Below are 22262 nucleotides of genomic sequence, written 5' to 3' on the forward strand. Positions count from 1 at the left end.
GGCCCCTGCGGGCTCCTATCCTTCCCCTCGCCAACTCCGTATCGTATGGTCCGGCGAACCACGCCCAACCCCCATCGGGCCATCCGGAAACCATCATGTCTGATCCCGCCTGGTCGCTGCACTCCCGCCTGAAAGAGGACACCATCGACATCGGCGATTTGCCGTTGTCCAAGGTGCTGGTCATCAAGGACGCGCATTATCCCTGGCTGCTGCTGGTGCCGCGGCGCGCGGATACGGTCGAGATCATCGATCTCGACGAGGTGCAGCAGGCGCAATTGATGACGGAGATCTCCCGCGTCTCTCGCGCGCTGAAGGAGATCACCGGATGCGACAAGCTCAACATCGCGGCACTCGGCAACCTCGTGCCGCAGCTTCACGTCCACATCATCGCGCGCCGCACCAGTGACGCCGCCTGGCCGCGGCCGGTCTGGGGCGTGATGCAGCCCTTAGCGCACGACGCCACGGAGGTGCAGAATTTCATCAGCGCGCTTCGCCGCAAGATCTGGCTGGGTTGAAAGAACAAGAAATGTCAGCATTCGACTCGTTTCCGCTGGGACAACCGGCCTTCGTCACCAACATTCTCGACCGCGCCGCGCATCTGCGCCGCGACGACGAAAAGCTGTTCGCGATGGAGCAGAAGCCTTCGTCGCGCGCCTATGTCGTCTACCGCGACTCGCTGCTGGTGAAGCGCGAGGGCGAAAAAGTGCGCGCGCTGCTCGGAATCGACGAGGCGCTGAAATGCGGCGCCAATCCCGGCACGATCTTTCTGGGTCTACGCGACGGCGCCGCGATGTTCGGGATGGGCCTGTCGCAGGCCGCGTCCGAGAAGCTGATCGGGCGCGAAGACTACGCCCTCAACGAGCTGCGCGGCATGGCGATGCAGGGCGCGGTGCCGCCGCAGGAGCTGTCGGCGATCGCGATGGCGAAGTCGATGGTGAGCTGGCATCAGCGCCACGGCTATTGCGCCAATTGCGGCACGCGTAGCGCGATGAAGGAAGGCGGCTGGAAGCGGGAGTGCCCGAGTTGCAAGGCCGAGCATTTCCCGCGCACCGACCCGGTCGTGATCATGCACGTCGCCTCCGGCGACAAATGCCTGCTCGGCCGCCAGAAGCAGTTTCCGCCGGGGATGTATTCGTGCCTCGCCGGCTTCGTCGAGGCCGCCGAAACCATCGAGGACGCGGTGCGCCGCGAAATCTTCGAAGAATCCGGAATTCGCTGCACCGACGTGCAGTATTACATGACCCAGCCCTGGCCCTATCCGTCATCGCTGATGATCGGCTGCAGCGCGCAGGCCGTGAGCGAGGACATCGTCGTCGACCATTCCGAGCTGGAGGATGCGCGCTGGTTCACGCGGGAGGAGGCGGCCTTGATGCTGACGCGGACCCATCCTGACGGGCTCGCCGGCCCGCATCCGTTTGCGATTGCGCATCACCTGCTCGGCCGCTGGGTGCACGACAAGAGCTGACCGCCGATGGCGCACTCTGTGATCGCGCCGCGCATCCTCTGCATCGGCATTCCCGTGCGCGACCTGATCTTTCGTGTCGAAACCGTGCCCGCGCGCGGCAGCAAGGCGAATGCCAGCCATCTCGCGGAGATCTGCGGCGGCAACGCGCTCAATGCCGCGATCGCCATCGCGCGGCTTGGCGGCCGCGTCTTCTTCGCGGGCCCCATGGGCGATGCCGGGGAGACGTCGAGCCGCTTCATCCTGGAACGGATGGAAGCTGAAGCTATCGAGACCACACACATCGTGCGAATGCCGGGGCTCACGACGCCGGTCTCGGCGATCATGATCGAGCCCTCGGGCGAGCGAACCCTCACCATCTATCGCGATCCCGCGTTGTCGAAAGTGCAACTGCCGGACGCCGACGCACTGCTCGCCGATTGCCGGGCGGTTCTCGTCGAAAGCCGCTGCGCCGCGTTCGCGACCTCGCTCTGCACCGAGGCACGCCGGCGCGGCATTGCCGTCATCGTCGGCGTCGATCGCGCGATGTCGTTGCAGGACGGCCTGCTCACGGCCGCCTCGCACCTGCTGTTCGCCAGCGAACAGGTGCAGGAGACCGCCGGCACCGCCGACGACGGCGAGGCCCTGAAGCGCCTGGCCGCGCTCACGCCCGCCTTCCTTGCCGCCACCCGCGGCCCGCGCGGCACGATCTGGCTGAACGAGGCGGGGGAGTTGGAGGAGACGCCGGCGGTCCCGGTTCAGGCGGTCGATACGCTCGGCGCCGGCGACGTCTTCCATGGCGCCTTCACGCTTCGCCTCGCCGAAGGCGGCGACGTGCGGCAGGCGCTGCAATTCGCCGCGGCCGCCGCGGCGCTGAAATGCACCCGCCACGGCGGTGGCCTGGCTGCCCCGCAACGTATTGAAGTCGAAGAGTTTTTGAGCATGTCGCCGGCGGCGACGCTTGAGCGGGCGCCGAGATTATAGACTTGCTATAGAAAGATTTTCTCTATATCAGGGAAATCGACCCTTGAAATGGAACAAAGTTCTTCAGATGACCGATCTCGCCGTCCCGCTCCCCGAGACCAGCCGCCGCCTCGACGCCATCGACCGCAAGATTCTGATGGTGCTCCAGGACGATGCCTCCCTCTCCGTCGCTGAGATCGGCGACCGCGTCGGCCTGTCCTCGACCCCCTGCTGGAAGCGCATCCAGCGCCTGGAGGCCGACGGCGTGATCACCAAGCGCGTGGCGCTGGTCGACCAGAACAAGATCGGGCTCGGCATCTCCGTGTTCGTGTCGGTCGAGAGCTCCGACCATTCCGACGCCTGGCTCAAGAAGTTCGCCGAAGCCGTCAGCGCCATGCCGGAGGTGATGGAGTTCTATCGCATGGCCGGCGACGTCGACTACATGCTGCGCGTCGTCGTCGCGGACATGCAGGCCTATGACGTGTTCTACAAGAAACTGATCAGCGCCGTGCCGCTGAAGAACGTGACCTCGCGCTTCGCGATGGAGAAGATCAAGTCGGTCACCGCGCTGCCGATCCCGGCGGTGGTGGCGGCTTAAGGCTCACCGCGCGCAAACTGTCATCGCCCGGCTTGACCGGGCGATCCAGTATTCCAGAGACGACGATCGGGTACGGATAAGCCGCGGCGCACTGGATGCCCCGGTCAAGCCGGGGCATGACAGCAAGCGACGCTAGCCTCGCGCCTCAGATCGTCTGATTGTACTCGCCGACTTCGGGATGGGTGCGCAGCACGCTGTTCACCATCTCGAACATGTCGTGCATGCGCTGCTCGGAGACCGGGCTCTCGACCACCACGACGAGCTCGGGCTTGTTGGAGGAGGCACGCACCAGGCCCCAGCTGCCGTCCTCGACCGTGACGCGCACCCCGTTGACGGTGACGAGATCGCGGATCGACTGGCCGCCGATCTTGGCGCCCTTGGCCTGCAAGGCCTCGAAGTGCTTCACCACCTTGTCGATCACGCCGTATTTGACCTCGTCGGCGCAATGCGGCGACATGGTCGGCGACGACCAGGTCTTCGGCAGCGCGTTCTTGAGATCGGCCATCGACTTGCCGGGGGCGCGATCGAGCATGTCGCAGATCGCGAGCGCCGAGACGAGACCGTCGTCATAGCCGCGTCCATACGGCTTGTTGAAGAAGAAGTGACCGGACTTCTCGAAGCCGGCGAGCGCACCCGTCTCATGGGTGCGGCGCTTCATGTAGGAATGGCCGGTCTTCCAGTAGGTGGTTTTTGCACCCTGCTTCTGCAACACCGGATCGGTGATGAACAGGCCAGTCGACTTCACGTCGACGATGAACTGCGCGTCCTTGTGGATCGCGGACATGTCGCGCGCCAGCATCACGCCGACCTTGTCGGCGAAGATCTCCTCGCCGGTGTTGTCGACGACGCCGCAGCGATCGCCGTCGCCGTCGAAGCCGAGACCCACATCGGCCTTGTGCTGCAGCACTGCGTCGCGGATCGCGTGCAGCATCTCCATGTCTTCGGGGTTCGGATTGTATTTCGGGAAGGTGTGGTCGAGCTCGGTGTCGAGCGGGATCACCTCGCAGCCGATCGCCTCCAGCACCTGCGGCGCGAACGCGCCGGCGGTGCCGTTGCCGCAGGCCGCGACGACCTTCAGCTTGCGCTTCAACTTCGGACGGTTGGTGAGATCGGCGATGTAGCGCGACGGATAATTCTCGTGGAATTGATAGGAGCCGCCGGCCTTGTTCTTGAACTCGGCGCCCAGCACGATCTCCTTCAGCCGCGTCATCTCGTCGGGGCCGAAGGTCAGCGGGCGGTTGGCGCCCATCTTCACGCCGGTCCAGCCATTGTCGTTGTGCGAGGCCGTGACCATGGCGCAGCAGGGCACGTCGAGGTCGAACTGCGCGAAATAGGCCATCGGCGTCACCGCGAGCCCGATGTCGTGCACCTTGCATCCCGCTGCCATCAGGCCGGAGATCAGCGCATATTTGATCGAGGCCGAATAACCGCGGAAATCATGACCGGTGACGATCTCCTGGCTGACGCCGAGCTCCGCGATCAGCGCGCCCAGCCCCATGCCGAGCGCCTGGATTCCCATCAGGTTGATTTCCTTCTGGAACAGCCAGCGCGCATCGTATTCGCGAAAGCCCGTGGCCTTCACCATCGGCTCGGATTCGAAGGCATAGGTGTTGGGCAGCAACACGGATTTCGGCTTGGGGAACATTGGGAATGTCTCGTGAAAAAGAGCCAGAATTTGATGCAGCCTTAGCGAATGCCGGGCCGCAGCGGAAGGCGGGAATGGCAGCTTATGGATGATAATTGCGGCAGTTTGGTAACGGGGAATCTGACCGCAAGAGCGGTCGAAATAATAGCTTTTCTTGAATTGTGCGGTCGCCGGGGCCTTTTGGGAGACCCTTACTGCTCCAGCACCATCTGGCCGTTGGCGTATTCGAAACGCTTGAGGCGGGAGAGGAAGGAGAGGCCGAGCAGGTTCTCGGACAGCGCCTCGTCGGGCAGCACCATAGCATCGACGTCGCGCACGATAAGCCCGCCGACATCGAGCATGGCGATGCGGGTCCGCGCGGCCTTGATGGTGCCGTTGGCGGTGGAGACGTTGGCGTTGTAATCGCTGCGCGAGGGACGCAGGCCGAAGCGGGCGGCGGAGGTTTCGTTCAGCGCAACCACGGAGGCGCCGGTGTCGACCATGAAGCCGATGCGCTGGCCTTCGATCCGGCCTTCAGTCTGGAAGTGGCCGCGGCCGTCGCGGGGGATGTTGAGGCTGCGGCCGCCGGCCGGCGCGACGGACGCGACTGCTACCGTGCGCGGCACCGACGTTGCCGAGGCGGAGCTCATCCTGTCCGCCATCTGCGCCATGAAGGTGCCGAGGCCGATCATGATCGCCGCGAAGATCATTATGTTACGCATCACACCACTTCCGAGCCGGAAGGCTCGATTTCACCACGCGGGAGGCCTGTCCGCGAGCGACGCTGCGGCCAGAGCTGTGCTATTTTGACGAAAAGGATGAGCGGACGGTTAATGGGTGTTCGTAACGCTCACGTCCCGCGCGGCTTGACCCGCCGGGTGGGCAGCGCATTCGCCGGATCTTCCGGCCAGGGATGGCGCGGGTAGCGGCCGCGCAAATCGGAGCGCACGGCGCTGTAGCTGCCGCGCCAGAAACCGGGGAGATCGCGCGTCACCTGCACCGGGCGCTGCGCCGGCGACAGCAGCTCCAGCACCAGCGGCACCTTGCCGGCGGCGATCGAGGGATGGGTGTTGAGGCCGAACAATTCCTGGAGCCGCACCGCGATGGTCGGCCCCTGCTCGGCTTCATAATCGATCGCGAGCACGCTGCCGGTCGGGGCCTCGAAATGCGTCGGCGCCTCGCGGTCGAGCCGCGCGCGCATCTCCCACGGCAACAATGTCATTAGCGCGTCGGAGAGATCGCCCGCGGAGATATCCTTCAGCGCGATCTTGTCGTAGAGCGCCGGCACCAGCCAGTCGTCCCGCCGCGCGATCAACCCCTCGTCCGACAGGTCGGGCCAGCTATCGCCCTCGGCCTTGCGCAAGAACATCACGCGATCGCGCCATTGTCTTGCTGCCTTCGACCAGGGCATCCGGTCGAGGCCGGCGGCGATCAGCCCGTCTGCGAAGATGCGCGCGGTGTCCTCCGAGGGTGACACGGCAAGTGTCGCCTCAGAGAGAATGATCGCGTGCATCGCGCGCTTGCGCCGCGCCCGCAACGCCATCGCGCCGCGATCGAACGATACCTCGTCGGCGGATTGGATATGCTCGGCGAAATGCCGCTCGATCTCGTCCTGCGAGATTTGCGCCGCGAGCAGAATGCGCCCGCTCGCCGCCGTACCGGTCATCTCGCCGATCGCGATATAGGGCGCGCGCGCGAGCGACGAGGTCTGATCCACGGCAGCGCCTCGACCGTTGGCGAGCACGAAGCTGCCATTGCCGCGGTTGCGCGCGACGCGATCCGGGAAGGCGTAGGCGAGCATCAGGCCGGTCGAGAGGTCACCTTCTCCGGTCGCCGCCTTCTCCGACGCCGCCACCTGCGAGGCCCAGCGCCGCGCGAGATCGCGCGCGCTTGCGGCGCGCGGGGAACGGTCGCGGCGGAACTGATCCCGCCGGTGCTCGAGATCGACGCTGTCGCCGCCGAGCCCGCGCTCGGTGATGATGGCGGCGATCTCGGCGGCGGCTTCGCCCTCGCCGGCACGATGCGAATCCACAATCATGCGCGCCAGCCGCGGCGGCAGCGCCAGCGCGCGCAAGCTCTTGCCCTCCGCGGTGATGCGGCCATCGCCATCGAGCGCGTTGAGCTCGGAGAGCAGGCTTTTTGCTTCCTTCCAGGCCGGCTGCGGCGGCGGATCGAGAAACGACAGCGCGGCGGGATCGGCGACGCCCCATTGCGCGAGATCGAGCACCAGCGAGGACAGATCGGCGCTGAGGATCTCGGGCTGGGTATAGGGCGCGAGCGAGGCTGTCTGAGGTTCGTCCCAGAGCCGGTAGCAGACACCGGGCTCGGTGCGGCCGGCGCGGCCGCGGCGCTGATCCGCCGCAGCGCGCGAGACGCGCACGGTCTCGAGCCGGGTCAGGCCGATGTCGGGCTCGTAGCGCGGCACGCGGGCAAGGCCGGAATCGACCACGATGCGCACGCCCTCGATGGTCAGCGAGGTTTCCGCGATCGAGGTCGCCAGCACCACCTTGCGCGTGCCCTTGGGCGCCGGCGAGATGGCACGATCCTGCACGGCGGCGTCGAGCGCGCCGAACAGCGGCACGATTTCGATGCTGGAATCCTGCACGCGTTCGCCGAGGAGGTTCTGGGTGCGGCGGATCTCGGCGGCGCCCGGCAGGAACGCCAGCACCGAGCCGGCATCGGCGCGCAGCGCCGAGGCGATCGCATCCGCCATCTGCCGCTCGATCGGCGCATCGGCCTTGCGGCCGAGATAGCGCGTCTCGACTGGAAAGGCGCGGCCTTCGCTTTCGACAACGGGCGCTTCGCCGAGCAATTTGGCCACGCGGGCGCCATCGAGCGTTGCCGACATCACGAGGATGCGCAAATCCTCGCGCAGGCCGGTTTGCGCATCGCGCGCCAGCGCGAGGCCCATGTCGGCATCGAGCGAGCGCTCGTGGAATTCGTCGAACAGGATTGCGGCGATGCCCGATAGCTCGGGATCGTCGAGAATCTGGCGGGTGAAGATACCCTCCGTCACCACCTCGATGCGGGTCGCGCGCGAGATCTTCGAGCCGAAGCGGACGCGATAGCCGACGGTCTCGCCGGCGCGTTCGCCCAGTGATTTGGCCATGCGGTCGGCGCTGGCGCGCGCCGCGATGCGCCGCGGCTCCAGCACGATGATCTTCTTGCCCTTGACCCAGGGGGCATCGAGCAGCGCCAGTGGCACGCGCGTGGTCTTGCCGGCACCCGGGGGCGCCACCAGCACGGCCGCATTATGCGCCTCCAGCGTGCGCGAGAGGTCGTCGAGCACGGCATCGATCGGGAGGGGCGTGTCGAAACTGCGGGGCAAAAGCTCGCTTTCGTCATCACCCGCCTTGTGCGCATTTGCGCACTGGTGCGGGTGATCCAGTAAACTCGAATCTCGGCTATTACGAAGATTGCGGATTACTGGATACCCCGCCTTCGCGGGGTATGACAATCATTTGCCGCTATCAGCCTTGCACCGAAGGCCGCCCGACGCTCTCATAGACGAAGCCGGCCGCAGCCATCTCCTCGGGGCGGTAGATGTTGCGCAAGTCGACGATGACGGGCTGGGTCATGGTCGCCTTCAGCCGGTCGAGGTCGAGCGCCCGGAACTGCACCCACTCGGTGACGATGACGATCGCATCGGCGCCCTCCGCGCAGGAATAGGCGTCCTCGCAATAGGTGATGCTGGGCAGCTCGCTCTTCGCCTGCTCCATGCCGACGGGATCGAAGGCCTTCACCTTCGCGCCCATGTCGATCAGGCCGGTCACCAGCGGGATCGACGGCGCATCGCGCATGTCGTCGGTGTCGGGCTTGAAGGTGAGGCCGAGCACCGCGATGGTCTTGCCGCGCAGCGAGCCGCCGAGCGCCTGGCTCACTTTTCGCGCCATCGCCCGCTTGCGGTTCTCGTTGACCGCCAGCACGGATTCGACGATGCGCAAGGACACGTCGTAGTCCTGCGCGATCTTGATCAGCGCCTTGGTGTCCTTCGGGAAGCACGAGCCGCCGAAGCCGGGGCCGGCATGTAGGAATTTGGTGCCGATGCGGTTGTCCAGGCCAATGCCGCGCGCGACCTCCTGCACGTTGGCGCCGACCTTTTCGGAGAGGTCCGCGATCTCGTTGATGAAGGTGATCTTGGTCGCGAGGAACGCATTCGCCGCGTACTTGATCATCTCGGCGGTGCGGCGTTCCGTGAACATCAGCGGCGCCTGGTTCAGCGACAGCGGCCGATAGATGTCGCTCATCACCTTGCGGCCGCGCTCGTCGGAGGTGCCGACGACGATGCGGTCGGGGAATTTGAAGTCGCGGATCGCCGCGCCCTCGCGCAGGAATTCGGGGTTCGAGGCGACGACCACGTCGGCCTTGGGATTGGTCTCGCGGATGATGCGCTCGACCTCGTCGCCAGTGCCGACCGGTACGGTCGACTTGGTCACCACGACGGTGAAGCCGGACAGCGACTGCGCGATCTCTTTCGCGGCGGCATAGACGTAGGACAGATCGGCGTGGCCGTCACCGCGGCGCGACGGCGTGCCGACCGCGATGAAGACGGCATCGGCATCCGCGACCGGCTTGGACAAATCGGTGGTGAACTCCAGCCGCTTGGCCTTGACGTTGGTCGCGACCAGTTCGTCGAGCCCGGGTTCGTAGATCGGGATCTCGCCACGATGAAGCGCCGCGATCTTCTTCTCGTCTTTGTCGACGCAAATGACGTCGTGACCGAAATCCGCAAAGCAGGCCCCGGACACCAGTCCCACATAGCCCGTGCCGATCATCGCGATACGCATGAAAAATCCTGTTTGCTTGGTTAACAAAACCCCAATTCTAGGGCGGTTTAGCATTTTCCTGAGGTGAGGGAACAGCCCGCGTACAAAAAACGGCACGGCAATTGTACCGGTAAAGAAATCGTAAGCCGCAAGGCGCCAAACTGCTCCGCGTTCACACAGATCCTGGCGGAACACGCCTCGAAAAGAGACACAATGGCACCATCAGACACAATCGCCGCGAGCGGGGGACTCAAGGCCCCGGCTGCTGCGCGTGTCGATTGGGTCGATTACGCCAAGGGCATCTGCATCGTCATGGTCGTGATGATGCATTCGGTGCTGGGGGTCGAGCTTGCCGCCGGCGAGACCGGCTTCATGCATGTATTGGTGGCTTTCGCAAAGCCGTTCCGGATGCCGGATTTCTTCCTGATTTCGGGCCTGTTCCTGCCACTGGTGATCGGCCGGGACTGGCGAACCTATCTCGACCGCAAGGTGGTGCATTTCGCCTATTTCTATGTCGTCTGGGTGACAATCCAGTTCGGCTTCAAGGCTCCCGCATTCGCGGCGGAAACGAGCTGGCGCGACGCCGGCTTGCTCTATCTGGAATCCTTCGTCGAGCCGTTCGGCACGCTGTGGTTCATCTACCTCCTGCCCATCTTCTTCGTCGTCACAAAACTGACACGGCGCATCCCGCCGCCCGCGATCTGGCTCATCGCGGCCGCACTGGAGACGGCGCGTGTCGCAACGGGCTGGACCGCGATCGACGAGTTCTGCGCGCGCTTCGTCTATTTCTATTCGGGCTATCTGTTCGCGCCCTACGTGTTCGCGCTGTCGGACCGCGCGCGCAATCATCCCGGATGGGCGCTGACAGCGCTCGCGACATGGGCGCTGGTCAATGGCGGTCTGGTTATGCTCGGGGCCAGCGAGTGGAAATTCGTATCGCTCGTGCTCGGCCTCGCCGGCGCCTGCGCCATCATCACGATGGGCACGCTGCTCGCGCGTGCACAATGGCTGAATGTCTTCCGCTTCTGCGGCGAGCATTCGATCGTGATCTATCTCGCCTTCTTCCTGCCGATGGCCGCGACACGGACGCTGCTGTTGCGCACGGGCATCATTCCCGACATCGGTGCGGTGTCGCTGATCGTGACCATCGTCGGCGTGATCGGCTCGCTCGCGATCTGGCAGATCGCTCTGCGCCTTGGCGGCAATTTCCTGTTCGAGCGGCCGGACGCATTCTGGATCGCGCCGAAGAAGGCGAGCGCGGTGTTGCAGGCGGCGGAGTAATCCTGCCTCCACATCGTCGTCCCGGCGAAGGCCGGGACCCATACCGCGTGATTTATCGATAGATCGCGGTCTTCGTACTGCGGCACGATCGCTTAGCTGCCAGTCTTCGCCAAACTTCTCCCTGTGGTTATGGGTCCCGGCCTTCGCCGGGACGACATTTGAGTGTGGGCTCCGGCCAGATTTCCTACATCCAAGGCTGTCAAAGTCCGCAAAAATTCATACATTGCGGCCATGCCCAAGACATCGCCCAAGACATCCCCGAAGACCACTGCCAAAGCCGAAACCAAGCCCGCGGCGGCGACAGCTGCTGCCAAGCCCGTCGCCGCGAGAGCGACCGGCAAGGGCGACCATGTCTTCCTGGTCGACGGTTCCGGCTACATTTTCCGCGCCTATCACGCGCTGCCGCCGATGAACCGCAAGTCCGACGGCTTGCAGGTCAATGCCGTGCTCGGCTTCTGCAACATGCTGTGGAAGCTGTTGCGCGAGATGCCCGAGGACAACCGGCCGACGCATCTGGCGATCATCTTCGACAAGTCGGAGATCACCTTCCGCAACAAGATCTATCCCGAATACAAGGCCCACCGGCAGCCGGCCCCGGACGATCTGATCCCGCAATTCGCGCTGATCCGCGAAGCGGTACGCGCCTTCGACCTGCCTTGCCTGGAACAGGTCGGCTTCGAGGCCGACGATCTGATTGCGACCTATGTGCGGCAGGCCTGCGAGCGCGGCGCGAGCGCGACAATCGTGTCCTCCGACAAGGACCTGATGCAGCTCGTCACCGATTGCGTCACCATGTACGACACCATGAAGGACCGCCGCATCGGTATCCCCGAGGTGATCGAGAAGTTTGGCGTGCCGCCGGAGAAGGTGGTGGAAGTGCAGGCCCTGGCCGGCGATTCCACCGACAACGTTCCTGGCGTGCCCGGCATCGGCATCAAGACCGCGGCGCAGCTGATCGTCGAATATGGCGATCTCGAGCAACTGCTGTTCCGCGCCACCGAAATCAAGCAGCCGAAGCGGCGCGAGGCGCTGATCGAGAACGCCGAGAAGGCGCGCATCTCGCGGCAGCTCGTATTGCTCGACGACAAGGTCGACCTCGAAGTCCCGCTGGACGATCTCGCCGTCCACGAACCCGATGCGCGCAAGCTGATCGCGTTCCTGAAGGCGATGGAATTTTCCACGCTGACGCGCCGCGTCGCCGAGTTCTCGCAGATCGATCCGGCCAACGTCGATGCCGATCCCGGTTATTCCAGCGGCGCCAGCGTTTTCTCGCCGCTGCCGCCTTCGGACGTCGTGCCAGCCCCGGGAGCCGGCGCGCCGGCGCAAGCGCCAGCGGGCCAGCGCAACACATCGGCGAGCAAGGAGGACAAGGCCGCGAGTCCGAAAGGCGCGCCGATTTCGCTCGCCGCCGCGCGCGAAGAGGCTTTGCGCAAGCTTCCGGTCGACCGCAGCAAGTACCAGGCCGTCAAGACGCTCGCGGAATTGAACGCGTTCATCGCGCGCATCCACGATGCCGGCCATGTCGCGGTCGAGATCCGCGCAAACTCGATCGATCCGATGCAGGCCGATCTTTGCGGCATCGCGCTAGCGCTGGCGCCGAACGAGGCCTGCTACGTGCCGCTGGCGCACAAGCAGTCCGGCGGCGGCGCCGGCCTGTTCGACGCGGGCCTCGCGCCCGACCAGGTCAAGCATACTGATGCGATCGAGGCGCTGCGGCCGGTACTGGAATCACCAGGGATTCTCAAGATCGGCTTCGACGTCAAATTCACCGCGGTGATGCTGGCGCAGCACGGCATCATGCTGCGCAACACCGACGATGCGCAGCTGATCTCCTACGTGCTCGATGCCGGCCGCGGCTCGCACGCGATCGAGCAGCTGTCCGAGCGCTGGTTCGGTCACGCGATGCTCAAAGAGAACGAGCTGCTCGGCAGCGGCAAGGGCAAGATCACGTTCGACCAGGTGCCGATCGACAAGGCCGCGGCGCTGTCGGCGGAAGGTGCCGACGTGACCCTGCGCGTCTGGCGCGTGCTGAAGCCGCGCCTCGTCGCCGAGCACATGACGACGGTCTACGAGACGCTGGAACGGCCCCTGGTATCGGTGCTCGCGCGCATGGAGCGGCGCGGCATCTCGATCGACCGCCAGGTGCTGTCGCGCCTGTCCGGCGACTTCGCCCAGACTGCGGCCCGCGTCGAGGCCGAGATCCAGCAGATCGCGGGCGAGCCCGTCAATGTCGGCAGCCCGAAGCAGATCGGCGACATCCTGTTCGGCAAGATGGGACTGTCCGGCGGCACCAAGACCAAGACCGGCGCGTGGTCGACCACCGCTCAGGTGCTCGACGAACTCGCCGAGCAGGGCCACGATCTCCCGAAGAAGATTCTGGAGTGGCGCCAGGTCTCGAAGCTCAAATCGACCTACACCGACGCGCTGCCGACCTACGTGAATGCCCAGACCCACCGCGTCCACACGACCTACGCGCTGGCCGCGACCACGACGGGCCGGCTATCGTCAAACGAGCCGAACTTGCAGAACATTCCGGTGCGCACCGAGGACGGGCGCAAGATCCGGCGCGCCTTCATCGCGACGCCAGGGCACAAGCTGGTCTCCGCCGACTATTCGCAGATCGAGCTGCGGCTGCTCGCCGAGATCGCCGACATTCCCGTGCTGCAGCAGGCGTTCCGCGACGGTCTCGACATTCACGCCATGACGGCATCGGAAATGTTCGGCGTGCCCATCAAGGGCATGCCGAGCGAAATCCGGCGCCGCGCCAAGGCGATCAATTTCGGCATCATCTACGGCATTTCGGCATTCGGCCTCGCCAACCAGCTCGGCATCGGGCGCGAGGAAGCCTCCGCCTACATCAAGAAGTACTTCGAGCGCTTCCCCGGCATCCGCGCCTACATGGACGAGACGCGCGACTTCTGCCGGAGCCACGGCTACGTCACCACGCTGTTCGGACGGAAGATGTACTATCCCGACATCAAGGCTTCGAACGCCTCGGTGCGCGCCTTCAACGAGCGCGCCGCGATCAACGCCCGGCTCCAGGGCACCGCGGCCGACATCATCCGCCGCGCCATGACGCGGATGGAGGATGCCCTGGTCCGGAAGAAACTGTCTGCGCAGATGCTGCTGCAGGTGCATGACGAATTGATCTTCGAGGTGCCGGACGCTGAGGTCGAGGCGACGCTCCCCGTCGTGCAGCACGTGATGCAGGACGCGCCATTCCCGGCCGTGCTGCTCTCGGTGCCCCTGCATGTCGATGCACGCGCGGCGAACAATTGGGACGAGGCGCACTGATCCGTCACCGTGATCGAGTCCAGAGGCGAACTGCGTGAGTGATCTCAGCCCGCTGCTCGCCTTCGCGCTGACGGCGCTCGTCATCGAGATCACGCCCGGTCCCAACATGACCTATCTGGCCGCGCTGTCGCTCTCGCGCGGCATGCGCACGGGCTTTGCCGCGGTGGCCGGCATCGCGCTCGGGCTGATGACCTATGGCGTGATCGCGGCCTTCGGCCTCGCGGCGGCGATCGACCATTCGCCGTGGCTTTATGGCCTGCTGCGATGGGGCGGCGTCGCCTATCTGCTGTGGCTTGCCTGGGACGCGTGGTCGGGCAAGGAGGACGCCTCGCCCGGCAGGACGGTCGGCGCCGACGCGCGGCCGTGGCCGGCGTTCCGGCGCGGCCTGATCACCAACCTGCTCAACCCGAAAGCCGCGATGTTCTACGTGGCGGTGTTGCCGGAGTTCGTGCGCGCCGATGCCGGCTCCGTGGTCCGGCAGACGCTGATGCTCAGCGTCATCTACGTGGCGATCGCCACGCTGATCCATGCGGCGATCGTCACGCTGGCGGGCTCGCTGCAATCGACCATCGACGTCGCGAATAACCGCAACGTGGTGCGGGGCTTGTTCGCCCTGGCGCTGGTCGCGATAGCGGTCTGGTTCGCGTTCACCACCGGCCAGTCGGGTTGAATTGTCCTCCGAGCAATTGCGCGATGGCCCGGCGCGGCCTCGCATATTAGAACCGTGCCGTCTCCCGCACCGGTTCAGCCATGCCCCACACCTCCGCCCTGCTCGGCTTCGCCCTCGTCTGCCTCGGCCTCGTGCTCACGCCCGGGCCGAACATGATCTACCTGATCTCGCGTTCGATCACGCAAGGGCCGGCGGCGGGCATCGTCTCGCTCGGCGGCGTGGCGCTCGGCTTCGTGTTCTACATGCTGTGTGCAGCGTTCGGGATCACGGCGCTGCTGCTCGCCGTTCCCTTCGCCTATGACGCGCTGCGCTTTGCCGGCGCCGGTTATCTGTTGTGGCTGGCCTGGCAGGCGGTGAAGCCGGGTGGTCGCTCGCCGTTCCAGGTGAAGCAGCTTGCGATCGACAGCCCTCGCAAATTGTTCGCAATGGGGTTCGTCACCAATCTGCTCAACCCGAAGATCGCGATGCTGTATCTCGCGCTGCTGCCGCAGTTCATCGATCCCACCGCCGGCAGCGTGCTGACGCAGTCGGTGGTGCTCGGCGCGATCCAGATCGCGATCAGCGTCAGCGTCAATGCCATGATCGCGCTCGCGGCAGGATCGATCGCGCTGTTTCTCGCAAGCCGGCCAAGCTGGATGCTGGTCCAGCGCTGGCTGATGGGCACGGTACTGGCCGGGCTTGCGGTGCGGATGGCGGTCGAGGCGCGGAAGGTGTAGCCGACCGCCGCGAACCACACCCCGTCCGTGTCCGGACGCCCCGCGGCGCGCTTGCGCTGCTGCGCAGAGCCGGGACCCAAAAAGCTAAGAACGAGATCGCAGAGGCATGGGCCCCGGCTCTGCAGTGCACCGCTTGCGCGCTGCACTGCGTCCGGGGCACTAGGTGAGAGAGCTGAGAGACTAATCCAGCTTCGCCTCCATGCCCCGCTTTACCGCCGGGCGTGCCATCAAGGCCTCGTACCAGCGCTTGACGTTGGGGAAGTCGGCCAGGTCAACCTTGTGGCGAGGGTGACGCCAGGCCCAGCCCAGGATGGCAAAATCGGCAACCGAGAGCTCGCCGGCCACGAAATCGCGGGCCTCCAGCCGGCGGTCGAGCACGCCGTAGAGCCGTCGGGTCTCCGCCATGTAGCGCTTGAGGCCGTAGGCGCGGTCCTGCTCGTTCTCCAGCGCGATGAAATGATGCACCTGGCCCGGCATCGGCCCGAAGCCGCCCATCTGCCACATCAGCCATTCATAGACGGGGATGCGGCCTGAAAGCGATTTCGGCAGGAATTTGCCGGTCTTTTCGCCGAGATAAAGCAGGATCGCCCCCGACTCGAAGATGCTGACCGGCTTGCCGTCCGGGCCATCCGGGTCGAGGATCGCGGGAATCTTGTTGTTGGGCGAGAGCTTCAGGAAATCCGGGGCCATCTGCTCGCCCTTGCTGATATTCACCGGGATCACCTTGTAGGGCAGCCCCATTTCCTCCAGCGCGACCGAGATCTTGCGGCCGTTCGGCGTGTTCCAGGTGTGCAGCTCGATGGTCATTTGTCGCATTTCCTTCCCGGGGATATCTGGCATCCACCTACTCCAGAAGGTTGCACCCCCACAACCGGCGGGCCGGGATGGCCGATCCCTGTTGACGGGGGAAGCCCCCTCTGGAATGTCGGGGCCGTCGCGGATAAATTCCGCCACCTCCAAAAACGCTCCCGAGGGCCCGCCGTGTCTAAATCAGCCTCCCGCGCCCGCCTGTTCGAGATCATCCGCCGGCGCTCCTTCGGCCGCGGCGAGGTGACGCTCGCGTCGGGCCGCAAGAGCGACTTCTACTTCAACCTCAAGCCGACCATGCTCGACCCGGAGGGTGCGACGCTGCTCGCCGAGCTGACCTATGAGGCGCTGAAGGACGACCAGCTCGATTTCATCGGCGGGCTCGAGATGGGCGCGGTGCCGCTTGCCGGCGCGCTGGCGCAGATCTCCTGGATCAAGGGCCATCCCATCGCGGCCTTCTTCGTGCGCAAGAAGCCGAAGGAGCACGGCGCGAAGCTCGCGATCGAGGGGCTGCCCAGGGGCGAGACGCTGGAGGGCAAGCGCGTCGTGATCGTCGAGGATGTCACCACCACCGGCGGCTCGGCGATGAAGGCGGTGGAAGCGGTGCGCGAGACCGGCGCGGAAGTGGTGCAGGTGCTGACCATGGTCGACCGCGAGGAAGGCGCCGACGACACCTTTGGCGCGGCCGGCCTGCCATTCCGCTCGCTGTACAAGGCGTCGGAGTTCTTGAAGGCTTGAGCGCTTTCTTCCCCCTCGCCCCTTCTTACGGGGTCGCGACGAGCTTCGCTCGCGCTGAGAGGGTTGGGGTAAGGGACCTCTCTCCACAGATGAGATAGCCGTGAGGCCTGTACCCCCTCACCCGAATTTCATCTTCGATGCAATCCGACCTCTCCCCGCAAGCGGGGCGAGGTAAAGGGCCCTCAACCGCTCATTTACCATCCCGCCTTATGGTGAATCATGTGCTGAGACCTGAGGGTCCCGGCCGGTTGGGTAGCGTCGGGTGGAGTAAGCGTTTGCGTACAGTCATGTCCCATGCGCGCCGGTGGCGTCGCGCGATACTCGCAGCCGCCACATTGGCAGCACCGCTGCTTGCGGCTCCGGCCCCGGTTTCGGCCGAAGGCCTGTTCGACTTCTTCTTCGGCGGAATGCAGCAGCAGCAGCAGCAGCGGCCGCAGCGTGAGGTGCCGCAACAGGCGAGCTCCTACGCCGACCCCTTCACCGGCCAGCAGAATGCCGCAAGCCCGCAATACGTGCCGCCGACACGTGCGGCCGCGGCCGGCGGCTCGGGACCGGCGTTCTGCGTGCGCAGCTGCGACGGCAAATATTTTCCCCTGATGCGCGGCCTCACCTCGCCCGCGCAGATGTGTCAGGCCTTCTGTCCTGCAAGCGCGACCAAGATCTATTTCGGCTCCTCGATCGACGGCGCGGCGTCGCAGGCCGGCGAGCGCTACGCCGATAGCGAGAACGCGTTCGCCTATCGCAAGGCGCTGCGCGCCGACTGCACCTGCAACGGCCGCGAGCCGGTCGGCCTCGCTCCGGTCGATCTGGCGCTGGACTCGTCGCTGAAGCCCGGCGACGTGATCGCCACCAGCGACGGCCTCGTCGCCTATACCGGCATCCGCGTCGGCAACGACCAGACCGCGGACTTCACCCCGGTCGCCTCCTATCCCGGCCTCACCGCGCAGGTCCGCGCGCGGCTCGGCGAGATGAAGGTAGCGCCGGTGCGCGCCGAGACGGTGGCGGCGGATAGCCCGGCCGCGGAGATCGTGCGCGAGACGCTGCCCGACGTGACGGTGCCGAAGACTCAGAAGCCGGCGAAGCGGGCGGGGCTGGATTGAAATCCTCATGGTGAGGAGCGCGGAACGCGCGTCTCGAACCATGAAGGCCCGGCTGCTGCGGCTCGGCCTTCATCCTTCGAGACGCTTGCTGCGCAAGCTCCTCAGGATGAGGGTTGAGACCATCACCTTCCGATGATCACGCCGATCACATTCGGCGCCGCCAGATATTTCTCCTCGATCGCCGCGCGCGCGGCGGCGCGGTTGTCTGCCGTGAGCAGGCCGCGTTTTTCGGCCAGGATCATCCAGCAAAAACCCCACCAGTCGGTGAGCATGCCCTGATCGTCGACGAGGTCGTACCCCTGCTCGGCGGCGAAGATGCGCGCATGCGCTTCGTCCAGCGTGTCGAGGAACAGATGGTCCTCGGCCGAGAACAGATCGTCGCTGACGTCGTCGATGGTGTAGCCCCAGATCGACTGGCACACCGCGTTGAACTCGCGGTCGAACTGGTCGTCGTCGACCGCGTAGCGCCGCGCCGCCTGATGCAGCCGCGACAGCGACCGCGCGAAATCGGCGATCCTGGTGAGGGCAAATTGATCGAAGGCAATGGTGGACATGTAGTCCTCGCGAAGTCTGGCTGACGCTAGATATTGTGTCGGCAACGCGCCGAATCACAATGATATATCAAAGACTTGCTAAAGTGTTCTTAATTTGTTCTGATCTCCGCATAATCGTCCCGGCGAAGGCCGGGACCCATAGCCACCGCTATCAGACATGTCGGAAATGGGTGCCGCGCAATGAATGCACCTGCCGCGTACTACGTCTACATTCTCGCGAGCCGACGGTACGGCACGCTATACATCGGCATCTGCAACGACCTCGGCAATCGATTGTCCCTACATCGTTCGGGACGCGGTTCGAAGTTCGTCAGCAAGTACGGCGTGACGCGGCTCGTCTATGTCGAGACATACGCAACTCCATCCGAAGCAATCGCACGTGAGAAAGCGCTGAAAGAATGGCAACGTGACTGGAAGATTCGCCTGATCGAACAAGAAAATCCGGATTGGCGCGACCTGTCTGATCTTCTCTGACTGCGGTGGTTATGGGTCCCGGCCTTCGCCGGGACGACACCGTTTTATAGCGCGCGACCAGCCTCACATCGCCGACATCAACCTATCCCCGCACGCGCTCGCGTAAAACTTGCCGCCGCATTGGCGCTTGATGGCGGCGCAGCGGGTGGCGGGGGATGCGTTTTGCGGGACGGTAAAGCCGCAGCTGAGGCCGTCGGCGCTGCGGCCCATCTTGCCGGCGGCGAAGGCGGCGCTGGAAGCCGCGATGCAGACGACGAGGAAGGTGGCGGCGGCGATTTCGATCAGCCGTCGCATCACAGGTCTCATCAGAGCTTTCATGGGACGTCTCCTCCACACTGATGGCTGAATTGGCCGCCATTCTAGCACCAAATCCGCGTTTCCCCGTATGCGTCCGGGTTCCCAAATCGGCCCGTTCCTTGCATAATTTTACGCCAGCGCAGTGCACGGTCGCACCAGCGACGGTTCCGGTGCACGGGCAAGATGCGTAGGGTCAGTAGTGTTCTCGCGACCAGGAAGTGACGGCTTTGCAAGATTCATCGTTCCAGCCCAATTTCTCCGCCCCCGGCCAGCCCATCGACGAGCTCGCGCTGGCTGAAATCAAGGGCGCGATCCTGGCGAAGCTGCGCCTTGCCATCGGCAAGGATGCCGGCATGGCGACCAAGCACGACTGGTACCAGGCCGCGGCGCTGGCGCTGCGCGACCGCATCGTGCATCGCTGGCTCACGGCCGAGAAACACAGCTACGATGCAGGACGCAAGCGCGTCTACTATCTCTCGCTCGAATTCCTGATCGGCCGCCTCTTCAGCGACGCGCTGAACAATATGGGGCTGCTGAAGATCTTCGAGGTCGCGCTCGGCGATCTCGGCGTCTCCTTGCCTGAGCTGCGCAAATGCGAGCCAGACGCGGCGCTCGGCAATGGTGGCCTGGGCCGTCTCGCCGCCTGCTTCATGGAAAGCATGGCGACGCTGTCGATCCCCGCGATCGGCTACGGCATCCGTTATGATTACGGCCTGTTCCGCCAGATCATCAATCAGGGCTGGCAGCAGGAATATCCGGACGAATGGCTCGGCTTCGGCAACCCCTGGGAATTGCAGCGGCCCGAAGTGATCTATGACATTCGCTTCGGCGGCGGTGTCGAGCATGTCGAAGACAAGGGCCGCGATCGCGCGATCTGGCATCCGTCCGAGACCGTGCAGGCGATGGCCTATGACACGCCGATCGTCGGCTGGCGCGGCCAGCACGTCAACGCGCTGCGGCTGTGGTCGGCGCGCTCGCCCGATCCGTTGAAGCTCGACGCCTTCAACACCGGCGACTATGTCAGCGCCAGCGCCGAGCAGTCTCGCGCGGAGGCGATCTGCAAATTCCTCTATCCGAACGACGAGAGCCCGGCGGGCCGCGAGCTGCGCCTGCGCCAGGAATATTTCTTCGTCTCGGCTTCGCTGCAGGACCTGATCAAGCGGCATCTAGCATCGGACGGCCAGCTCCGCAGCCTGTCGAGCAAGGTCGCGGTGCAGCTCAACGACACCCATCCGAGCCTGGCCGTCACCGAGCTGATGCGAATTCTGATCGACGATCACAATTTCCGCTGGGACGAGGCCTGGAAGATCACGGTCGCCACGCTGTCCTACACCAACCACACCCTGCTGCCCGAGGCGCTGGAGACCTGGCCGGTCGAGCTGTTCGAACGGCTGTTGCCGCGCCATCTCGAGATCATCTACCGCATCAACGTGCAGCATCTCGCGCTCGCAGAGGCGCGCGCCCCCGGCGACATCGACTTCCGCGCCTCGGTCTCTCTGATCGACGAGAGGAGCGGGCGGCGCGTGCGCATGGGCCAGCTCGCCTTCGTCGGCTCGCACCGCATCAACGGCGTCTCCGCGATGCATTCGGACCTGATGCGCGAGACCGTGTTTCACGATCTCAACCATCTCTACCCCGGCCGCATCACCAACAAGACCAACGGCATCACCTTCCGCCGCTGGCTGATGCTGGCGAATCCGAAGCTGACCGATCTGTTGCGCGAGACCTGCGGCGATGCGGTGCTCGACGATCCGACGCAGCTCAGCCTGATCGAAGCCCGCGCCAGCGACGTCGAATTCCAGAAGAAGTTCCGCGCAGTCAAGCTTCACAACAAGACGGCACTGGCGCGCCTGATCGGCGAGCGGCTCGGCATCAAGGTCGATCCGGGCGCGCTGTTCGACGTGCAGATCAAGCGCATCCACGAATACAAGCGCCAGCTTCTCAACGTCATCGAGACGGTCGCGCTGTACCAGGCGATCAAGGACGATCCCAACGGCAACTGGGTGCCGCGGGTGAAGATCTTTGCGGGCAAGGCCGCGGCGAGCTACCGCTACGCCAAGCTGATCATCAAGCTGATCAACGACGTTGCGGAAGTCGTCAACAACGATCCCGCCATCGGCGGCAAGCTCAAGGTCGTGTTCCTGCCCGACTACAATGTCAGCCTCGCCGAAGTGATCATTCCCGCGGCCGACCTCTCCGAGCAGATCTCGACCGCCGGCATGGAAGCTTCCGGCACCGGCAACATGAAGCTGTCGCTGAACGGCGCCCTCACCATCGGCACGCTCGACGGCGCCAACATCGAGATCCGCGACCATGTTGGCGCGGAGAACATCGCGATCTTCGGCATGGAGGCCGGCGACGTGATGATCCGGCGGAAGCAGGGGCTGGACGCCTCGGACGTGATCCGCAATTCACCGAAGCTCCAGCGCGCCATCAATGCGATCGGCACCGGCGAGTTCTCGCCCGGCGATCCCGGCCGCTTCGAATCCATCGCGCACGCGCTGCGCTATCTCGACCATTACATGGTCAGCGCCGATTTCGATTCCTATTACGAGGCGCAGCGCAGCGTCGATGCGCGCTGGCAGGTGGCACCGGCCTGGACGCGTGCCTCGATCCTCAACGTTGCGCGCATGGCATGGTTCTCGTCCGACCGCACCATCCGCGAATACGCCGAGGAGATCTGGAACGTTCCGGTGAACCCGACCACGCCGCTGCTGCCGACCCTGCGCGACGTCGCGGGCTGAATTTCCGCGGCACGGACTTCCATTATCTGCGACGTCATTGAACAAGACGGCGCCGACTGTCATATGATGACCGTCAGCGCACCGCTCGTCATTGCGAGAAGCGCAGCGACGAAGCAATCCAGACCGCCTCCGCGGAAATGGGCTGGATTGCTTCGCCACGCTCGCAATGACGACGGGTCGGCACCGAGGACCAAC

General features: G+C 64.9%; 19 protein-coding genes. 12 read left to right on the forward strand and 7 right to left on the reverse strand.

The features are described from left to right. Positions 1-95 precede the first annotated feature (95 nt). The 4 genes from C7G41_RS03320 (at position 96) to C7G41_RS03335 (ending at position 3002) form a co-directional block, all read left to right on the forward strand. A complete protein-coding gene (locus tag C7G41_RS03320; RefSeq protein WP_106941203.1) occupies positions 96-515 on the forward strand; it encodes an HIT domain-containing protein in 420 nt (139 codons plus the stop codon). Positions 516-526: 11 nt separating this feature from the next. Next, the gene (gene nudC, locus C7G41_RS03325) at positions 527-1465 is read left to right on the forward strand and encodes an NAD(+) diphosphatase (protein ID WP_106941204.1); all 939 of its coding nucleotides are present in this window, start codon (positions 527-529) and stop codon (positions 1463-1465) included. A 6-nt stretch (positions 1466-1471) separates the two neighbouring features. After that, the gene (locus C7G41_RS03330; RefSeq protein ID WP_106941205.1) at positions 1472-2425 is read left to right on the forward strand and encodes a sugar kinase; all 954 of its coding nucleotides are present in this window, start codon (positions 1472-1474) and stop codon (positions 2423-2425) included. A gap of 67 nt (positions 2426-2492) precedes the next feature. After that, the gene (locus C7G41_RS03335) at positions 2493-3002 is read left to right on the forward strand and encodes an Lrp/AsnC family transcriptional regulator (protein ID WP_007604670.1); all 510 of its coding nucleotides are present in this window, start codon (positions 2493-2495) and stop codon (positions 3000-3002) included. A 145-nt stretch (positions 3003-3147) separates the two neighbouring features. On the opposite strand, the gene C7G41_RS03340 is transcribed toward C7G41_RS03335, so the two are convergent. The 4 genes from C7G41_RS03340 to C7G41_RS03355 form a co-directional block, all read right to left on the reverse strand. Further along, positions 3148-4647, reverse strand: coding sequence for a phosphomannomutase/phosphoglucomutase (locus tag C7G41_RS03340; protein WP_106941206.1), 1500 nt, complete (start codon positions 4645-4647; stop codon positions 3148-3150). A gap of 191 nt (positions 4648-4838) precedes the next feature. Further along, positions 4839-5348, reverse strand: coding sequence for a TIGR02281 family clan AA aspartic protease (locus C7G41_RS03345; RefSeq protein ID WP_199198103.1), 510 nt, complete (start codon positions 5346-5348; stop codon positions 4839-4841). A 128-nt stretch (positions 5349-5476) separates the two neighbouring features. After that, a complete protein-coding gene (hrpB, locus tag C7G41_RS03350) occupies positions 5477-7954 on the reverse strand; it encodes an ATP-dependent helicase HrpB (protein ID WP_199198104.1) in 2478 nt (825 codons plus the stop codon). Positions 7955-8096: 142 nt separating this feature from the next. Next, positions 8097-9413, reverse strand: coding sequence for a UDP-glucose/GDP-mannose dehydrogenase family protein (locus C7G41_RS03355; protein WP_106941208.1), 1317 nt, complete (start codon positions 9411-9413; stop codon positions 8097-8099). 192 nt (positions 9414-9605) lie between these two features. Here C7G41_RS03355 and C7G41_RS03360 point away from each other — a divergent pair, with 192 nt between their 5' ends. From C7G41_RS03360 to C7G41_RS03375, 4 genes are all read left to right on the forward strand, one after another. Continuing rightward, a complete protein-coding gene (locus C7G41_RS03360; RefSeq protein ID WP_106941209.1) occupies positions 9606-10673 on the forward strand; it encodes an acyltransferase family protein in 1068 nt (355 codons plus the stop codon). Positions 10674-10904: 231 nt separating this feature from the next. After that, entirely contained in the window at positions 10905-13967 is a 3063-nt protein-coding gene (gene polA, locus C7G41_RS03365; protein WP_106941210.1) for a DNA polymerase I, read from the forward strand. A 34-nt stretch (positions 13968-14001) separates the two neighbouring features. Then, entirely contained in the window at positions 14002-14637 is a 636-nt protein-coding gene (locus C7G41_RS03370) for a LysE family translocator (protein WP_106941211.1), read from the forward strand. Positions 14638-14717: 80 nt separating this feature from the next. Beyond that, positions 14718-15353, forward strand: coding sequence for a LysE family translocator (locus C7G41_RS03375; protein WP_106941212.1), 636 nt, complete (start codon positions 14718-14720; stop codon positions 15351-15353). A gap of 180 nt (positions 15354-15533) precedes the next feature. Here the strand turns inward: C7G41_RS03375 and C7G41_RS03380 are convergent, their stop codons facing one another. Then, positions 15534-16160, reverse strand: a complete 627-nt coding sequence (locus C7G41_RS03380) for a glutathione S-transferase family protein (RefSeq protein ID WP_106941213.1) — start codon at positions 16158-16160, stop codon at positions 15534-15536. A 174-nt stretch (positions 16161-16334) separates the two neighbouring features. Between C7G41_RS03380 and pyrE the strand changes: the two genes are divergently transcribed. After that, positions 16335-16898 (forward strand): orotate phosphoribosyltransferase, encoded by a 564-nt coding sequence (pyrE, locus tag C7G41_RS03385; protein ID WP_106941214.1) that lies wholly within the window; start codon positions 16335-16337, stop codon positions 16896-16898. A gap of 287 nt (positions 16899-17185) precedes the next feature. Beyond that, complete coding sequence (locus C7G41_RS03390) at positions 17186-17998, forward strand: DUF2865 domain-containing protein (RefSeq protein ID WP_106941215.1); 813 nt, start codon at positions 17186-17188, stop codon at positions 17996-17998. A gap of 122 nt (positions 17999-18120) precedes the next feature. On the opposite strand, the gene C7G41_RS03395 is transcribed toward C7G41_RS03390, so the two are convergent. Next, a complete protein-coding gene (locus C7G41_RS03395) occupies positions 18121-18552 on the reverse strand; it encodes a hypothetical protein (protein ID WP_027514353.1) in 432 nt (143 codons plus the stop codon). A 180-nt stretch (positions 18553-18732) separates the two neighbouring features. Here C7G41_RS03395 and C7G41_RS03400 point away from each other — a divergent pair, with 180 nt between their 5' ends. Continuing rightward, positions 18733-19026 carry a GIY-YIG nuclease family protein gene (locus C7G41_RS03400; RefSeq protein WP_106941216.1) on the forward strand — a complete coding sequence of 98 codons (294 nt, stop codon included), beginning with the start codon at positions 18733-18735 and terminating at the stop codon, positions 19024-19026. Between the two features lie 63 nt (positions 19027-19089). Here C7G41_RS03400 and C7G41_RS03405 read toward each other — a convergent pair whose 3' ends face one another. Continuing rightward, entirely contained in the window at positions 19090-19320 is a 231-nt protein-coding gene (locus C7G41_RS03405) for a hypothetical protein (RefSeq protein WP_245446442.1), read from the reverse strand. Between the two features lie 230 nt (positions 19321-19550). On the opposite strand from C7G41_RS03405, the gene C7G41_RS03410 reads away from it, so the two are divergent. Then, on the forward strand, positions 19551-22067 hold the full coding sequence (locus tag C7G41_RS03410; protein ID WP_199198105.1) for a glycogen/starch/alpha-glucan phosphorylase: 2517 nt from the start codon (positions 19551-19553) through the stop codon (positions 22065-22067). Positions 22068-22262: the final 195 nt, after the last annotated feature.

The organism is Bradyrhizobium sp. MOS002 (assembly GCF_003020115.1).
Taxonomy (GTDB): Bacteria; Pseudomonadota; Alphaproteobacteria; order Rhizobiales; family Xanthobacteraceae; genus Bradyrhizobium.

What these genes read in the sequence shown, in the direction of transcription:
- C7G41_RS03320 (WP_106941203.1), top strand. Translation starts at nt 96, where the DNA reads ATGTCTGATCCCGCCTGGTCGCTGCACTCCCGCCTGAAAGAGGACACC.
- nudC (WP_106941204.1), top strand. Translation starts at nt 527, where the DNA reads ATGTCAGCATTCGACTCGTTTCCGCTGGGACAACCGGCCTTCGTCACC.
- C7G41_RS03330 (WP_106941205.1), top strand. Translation starts at nt 1,472, where the DNA reads ATGGCGCACTCTGTGATCGCGCCGCGCATCCTCTGCATCGGCATTCCC.
- C7G41_RS03335 (WP_007604670.1), top strand. Translation starts at nt 2,493, where the DNA reads ATGACCGATCTCGCCGTCCCGCTCCCCGAGACCAGCCGCCGCCTCGAC.
- C7G41_RS03340 (WP_106941206.1), bottom strand. Translation starts at nt 4,647, where the DNA reads ATGTTCCCCAAGCCGAAATCCGTGTTGCTGCCCAACACCTATGCCTTC.
- C7G41_RS03345 (WP_199198103.1), bottom strand. Translation starts at nt 5,348, where the DNA reads ATGCGTAACATAATGATCTTCGCGGCGATCATGATCGGCCTCGGCACC.
- C7G41_RS03355 (WP_106941208.1), bottom strand. Translation starts at nt 9,413, where the DNA reads ATGCGTATCGCGATGATCGGCACGGGCTATGTGGGACTGGTGTCCGGG.
- C7G41_RS03360 (WP_106941209.1), top strand. Translation starts at nt 9,606, where the DNA reads ATGGCACCATCAGACACAATCGCCGCGAGCGGGGGACTCAAGGCCCCG.
- polA (WP_106941210.1), top strand. Translation starts at nt 10,905, where the DNA reads ATGCCCAAGACATCGCCCAAGACATCCCCGAAGACCACTGCCAAAGCC.
- C7G41_RS03375 (WP_106941212.1), top strand. Translation starts at nt 14,718, where the DNA reads ATGCCCCACACCTCCGCCCTGCTCGGCTTCGCCCTCGTCTGCCTCGGC.
- C7G41_RS03380 (WP_106941213.1), bottom strand. Translation starts at nt 16,160, where the DNA reads ATGACCATCGAGCTGCACACCTGGAACACGCCGAACGGCCGCAAGATC.
- C7G41_RS03390 (WP_106941215.1), top strand. Translation starts at nt 17,186, where the DNA reads ATGTCCCATGCGCGCCGGTGGCGTCGCGCGATACTCGCAGCCGCCACA.
- C7G41_RS03395 (WP_027514353.1), bottom strand. Translation starts at nt 18,552, where the DNA reads ATGTCCACCATTGCCTTCGATCAATTTGCCCTCACCAGGATCGCCGAT.
- C7G41_RS03400 (WP_106941216.1), top strand. Translation starts at nt 18,733, where the DNA reads ATGAATGCACCTGCCGCGTACTACGTCTACATTCTCGCGAGCCGACGG.
- C7G41_RS03405 (WP_245446442.1), bottom strand. Translation starts at nt 19,320, where the DNA reads ATGCGACGGCTGATCGAAATCGCCGCCGCCACCTTCCTCGTCGTCTGC.